4 protein-coding genes are annotated in these 5,109 nt (G+C 56.3%); 1 reads left to right on the forward strand and 3 read right to left on the reverse strand.

What is annotated here, in order from left to right:
• Positions 1-201 (forward strand): hypothetical protein (locus ASE02_RS22965; protein ID WP_235536667.1); only part of this gene is annotated, 201 nt, incomplete at its 5' end.
• Between the two features lie 37 nt (positions 202-238).
• Here the strand turns inward: ASE02_RS22965 and ASE02_RS10890 are convergent.
• From ASE02_RS10890 to ASE02_RS10900, 3 genes are all read right to left on the reverse strand, one after another.
• Positions 239-1,153, reverse strand: a complete 915-nt coding sequence (locus ASE02_RS10890; protein WP_056734065.1) for a WecB/TagA/CpsF family glycosyltransferase — start codon at positions 1,151-1,153, stop codon at positions 239-241.
• A gap of 193 nt (positions 1,154-1,346) precedes the next feature.
• Positions 1,347-2,867, reverse strand: coding sequence for an O-antigen ligase (locus ASE02_RS10895; RefSeq protein WP_056734068.1), 1,521 nt, complete (start codon positions 2,865-2,867; stop codon positions 1,347-1,349).
• Between the two features lie 183 nt (positions 2,868-3,050).
• Complete coding sequence (locus ASE02_RS10900) at positions 3,051-4,508, reverse strand: flippase (protein WP_056734070.1); 1,458 nt, start codon at positions 4,506-4,508, stop codon at positions 3,051-3,053.
• Positions 4,509-5,109: the final 601 nt, after the last annotated feature.

The raw sequence follows: 5,109 nt of genomic DNA on the forward strand, positions 1-5,109 counted from the left end.
ACGAAGATCGACAACGAGGTGAACACCGCCGTAACGGACTTCGGGAAAGCTGCCATAGAGCAGCGAGTGATCGATCATGAGTGGGTGAGTACAAATAACTACGATGGCAATCGTGTGGATTTGTTCTCATTTGAACCTAAATTTTCACAGGGAATTCTTTCCTTGTATCAATTTCAAATTCCTGACGGGTATATATTCTAATCTGCTTCGAATTTTTGCTAATGAAATGGCGTCTTTTTCAAAATGGTGGCGCGCCTAGATTGGCGGCATCCGCCCTTCGAATTTTGGTTCTCGTCTTTTCGTGCGATCGAAGGAGCCGTCTGTCCACAATCGCTCTGGCGATATCTGCGCAACAGGCCGGCAAAAGAAACCACGGCTCGATGCAGTAGCGGAAGAATAGTCGGCGAGGGTCGCCCACCAAGCGAAAGAGCCACTCGATCCCAGCGCGCCCCATCCAGCGCGGTGCGGCGCATTGCACGCCAGCCTCGTAGTCAAATGCGGCGCCGACCGAGAAGACCACGCATGCTGGAAGAAGATCGATGTTCTGCTGTATCCAGATTTCTTGACGAGGCATTCCCATGCCGACGAAGAGAATCTGCGGCTGGAAGGCCGTCACTTCATCGATCACGCTCGTGTTCTCATTGGACCCTGCGCTGACGTCGAAGTACCCGTTCCTGGCGGATATGAGGACTCCTGGGTAGCGGCGGCGCAAGCTCTCCGCGGCCCGCTCAGCCACATCTGGCGCGCCTCCGAGATAGAAAATCCGCCACTGATTGCGGTTCGCAAGGCTCCAGAAGTGTTCCCGCCAATCCAAGTACGTGCAGCGGTGGAAGGGGCGAGTGTGAAGTCCGAGAATTCGAGTGAAAAAGATCAGTGGTGTTGAATCGATTTCGATGAGGTCTGCTGCATCAAAGAAGGCCGCGAAGTCGGCGTTAATTTTGGAAAGATAGATGCTGTGTGCATTATGATTTCCGATGCGCCAGCGTTCACCCGAAGCTACGGCCTCGACGACGTGATGCATTACTTCTTCGGGGCGAACGAGATCAACATGGACCCCGAGGGTGAAGACGCGCTCGGTTGGGCGACGGCGGCGGCGGAACGGGGTGCGCGCTTGCTGGCGTCGTTCTTCCTGAGGTGCCGTCGAATGCTCCACGCCTTGTCGCGGCTCCCATCGGAAATACAGAATGGCAACTATAGATGGCGGCGGTTAAGATTCTTTTTCGGGCAACCTTCGGCTTATTGAGGCGGCACCTCGGGTTGGCCAAGTGCGTCGTCGGAGCTGGCGCGTGGCCTCGCCAGGCGCTGGAGCCTTCGCGCTATGTCTGGCGGCGTCAGAGTCTGCGCCCTCATCTGGCGGTGGTCTTGCTCGCGGCATCTGGCGCCGTTGTCGGCCCGTCTCGAGTCTGAATGATTAGGTTGGTGCGGTACACCAGCGCCACGATCATGCCCATCATCATGAATGCGATGGCGTGGTTTCCTTCATCTGCAAAGACGGCCTTGATAAGTATCCAGGTTATCAGGCCCACGGTGAGCGGGACGAGCAGCGAAAAATCGGTACCCTTCTCGTCGGTGAGCAGCGCTTGCTTAAAGCCCTTTGATATTCCGAGAGAGAAGAAGCCAAAGAAAGCAAAAAATCCGACAATTCCATAATCTAGGGCTACGGCTAGATAATATACATCAATAGTGAGTAGTCCATTTGGCTGAACCCATCCCAGAACTGGACCTGCATTGTTCATTCCGTGTCCAATGGGCTGGTGAAGTATCTTCGGAATGCCGGCCGAAATCTGCTCCATTCTCCCTTCGTTGCTGGACTGATATTGACCGCCCCAAATGCGCGATCTGATCCGTCCTACTAAGAAGGTGGAGGCGATGACGGCGGTGAGCAGCGCCGGAAATCCAAAGAGGACCGCCGGCGGGATGAGGCTGTCGCGACGGCGCCTCCACTCCAAAAGTGCTCGGATCAGCACATAGGCTAGGAAGGCAGCGAAGGCACCCAGCAGGCCCAGGCGGGAATCCGTGAGCAGGATTATGTAGATGAGGAATGGCACTGAGATCGCGGCCGCCAAGCGGATGGCCAGCCGATATTGGCCGACAGCGAAGTGCATAACAAAGGGGAGGCTTAGGGCCATAAACTCAGCCAAACCCAAGCTGGTTGTGAAAGGACCCTGCACTCTGTAGCCGCCGCCATACATTCGGACGCCGCCAACAAGAATGCGTGCGACGCTGTCGTCTTCAACTTTCAAGAAGCTTGGGATGTGGCCGGCCCAGGGCACATGGCCGATCGGGCGCTCTATGACAGCCAGCACGCCTACAGAGAGCGCGAGGACCCACATGAGAGCGAACCATCGTTCGGCGCGTCCCGGTTTGCTGAAGACATAACAGGCCGCGAAGAAAATGGCCGTCCAGCTGATTTGTGCGTTTATGACCCGATTGATGGTTGTGAAGGGCGCTTTTGCAAATGGGATCGTGAGAATCTGAACGACCAGAAAGACGCAGAGGATCTTCCAGATTGCTGGTGTCGAGTTGAGGATGGCCACCATCTTCACGCGGAATTCGCTCGAGATGGATGCGGAAATGAGAAGTATGAACACGAGCGGCACGCCCGTGAGCCGGATCGTAGTGATCCATGGCAGTCCCGGAAGGGCGAGGGCCAGGTATCTCGGCCACAAGACAAGGCAAATTAGGAAGGCGAAGAGAAAGCCATCCGTAAGATGGCTGGGGTTTTTCTTCGAGTCCGGTAGGGCCCATATACTTACAGCGCCGAGGAACGCGATCGGAAAAGCGAACTGAACAACGTAGTAGGGGGCGGTGATCGCGAAGAAAAATCCGTAGACAATGAGAAGTATTGCTAGCGTAGGGACGATCAACCACGGAGCTAATTTGCCGGAAAGTGACCTTACTGGCTGTGCATACGGCTTTAGGACTACCGTTTCCGCTGCAATAGGCTTTGGCGTTCGGAAATGAGCTAGCATCTTTTCTACGTCCCTTCCAAACCGACAGCGGGCCGATTAGCTCCGTCAATCGGGCGTAGTGCTCGACCAAGGCATAGCTCAGGATGTTTTGATCCGGAAACTGCGTAGCCGTTGAAGCGCCGTTTTTTTGATTTCGTCGGGGAGCGTGCGCCAACCAACGAGGAGGCAGGCTGCTCCAAGCGCAGCGGCTGTAGCCCACCACGCCGATTCTGTGATTTTCCACTTTCCGGCGCACCAGGCGGCCAACACCAGTAGTACGGCGTTCGCCACCAAGGCGGGCCACCCGACGAACTTTCGTCCAGCGACCCACGTGAGTAGCGCGTAATCAACCGCGAAGCGCACGCTCAACGCCATGGCTGCTCCCAGCAGTCCAAAGTGAATCATTCCAAGATAAAGACCGCCAAGGTAGGGCGGAATTTCCATCAGAAGCACCTTGGCGACGAGGTCTGGGCGCCCAGAGGCCTGGAGTCTTGTATATGGGACCAGGGCAAATGCATTGGCCCAAAATCCAATCAACAATATCCGGCCAGCTGATGCTCCCTGAGCGCCAAGCTCGGCACCAATCCAGATGTGCAAAAAGGGTTCAAGTAGAAATATACCGGCAAGGACGGGAAGGCTCAGAAGGCTTGCCAGAGTCAGTGTTGCTCGCTCGCCCATCAGTCGTTGCTCAGCTGGGGGCGCGGCTGACAACCTAGGGAACAAGGCGTTGAGGAGGGCGCTGGGGAGGATCGCAATCTGTTTCGAGAGCTGAAACGGCACATTGTAGGCTGCGACCGCCTTTGCTCCGAGGACCGCGCCGATGGCGAAGCGATCAACGATAGTGAGGAGGGGGCCGAACATCGAAGTGACAGTTACCCAGCCTCCGTACCTCATGAGCACGGCGAATTCCCGCTTTTCGAGCCGGCGAAGGAGGCCTCGGGTGACTTCGGTGTGGCAAGAGTAGGCCAGAATGAGCAGCGCCATGATCCTGGTTGCGACCGCCGCGCCCAAGATCATCACCAAGTTAGGGCCAAGCGCGGCCGCCAAACCTAGCGGAATGAGTTGGAACAGCGTCGTTGAAACGACGGAGACGGCGTTTGTCTGCAGGAATTTTTCTCTGCCTTGCAGGGCGCCGGTTAGTACGCCCATCAGAGTCGAAATTGGTACTGCCGCTGCGAGAAGGGGGGTCGCTGCAAGGATCTCTGGGCGAAGGCGTTCGTCTACCTTGAAGACCTCGCTAAAGAAGTAGGTCCCCACCAGCCACAGCGCCAAGCCTCCGATGAGGCCCATGCCGATGTTGACTGTGAGCGCCGCCCAAAACGTGTCGGCTCTATCTTGAGGGCTCGCGTCACGCAGAGCCGCTATTCTAAACGAAGTTGCTCTTCCAAGCCCGAGATCAAAGAGCCCGAAATAGCCGAGCAACAGCCAAGCGATTGACAGTACTCCATAACGATCCGGCCCGATAAGTCGAAGGTATAGGGGTACCGTAATCAAGCTTACCGCTAACGGGATGACCGCCCCAGCGATGTTGTACGACGTGTGTCGCCCGACGCTCATGAGGCCTCCATCGCGATTGCCAGCCGCGCTGGCGCTAAACCCTAGCCCTCTAATTTTTGGCTAAGGCGGGGGCTGTGGCGGGCGGATCGTTTCAGCGGAATCTATTGTGACGGGGAGCTGGCGCGATCGCAAACGATGCAGTGACCCGCATGGGGTGGTGGCGCCTGCTCCCGGCTGTGGCCGTTGCCTGTCGCGCGGTGCCATTGGGCTGGAGGGAGTATTTCCCCCTGCGACGAGATGTCTGATCCAAAATCTCCGTCGTTCATGGCATATAGCGGCGTATTCACATCCGATATTGCAATATAAATTAACGTGTACTCGAGTGTTAGCTCGGGCATGCATGCGGATTTTGTGCGGTTGCTTCCAATTGAACGTGTATGTTTTTTGGCGCCATTTGGTTACATGGAAATTAACCATCGTCATTCATGGCGAGCTAATGGGGCGACCTTATTCCTAAGGGTGTCGGGAAGGCTGCGTTTCATCGCGCCGAAACCATACTGAGCCTTGGGAGTTAAACGGTGTCCACTTTAACGGTTAGCAGTACCGCGGGTCTGGCTCAGGCGCTGAAGGTTGCGCAAGCTGGCGACACGATTGCGCTGCA

Origin of the sequence: Phenylobacterium sp. Root700, from assembly GCF_001429025.1 — a bacterium.
Lineage (GTDB): Bacteria > Pseudomonadota > Alphaproteobacteria > Caulobacterales > Caulobacteraceae > Phenylobacterium.

What these genes read in the sequence shown, in the direction of transcription:
- ASE02_RS10900 (WP_056734070.1), bottom strand. Translation starts at nt 4,508, where the DNA reads ATGAGCGTCGGGCGACACACGTCGTACAACATCGCTGGGGCGGTCATC.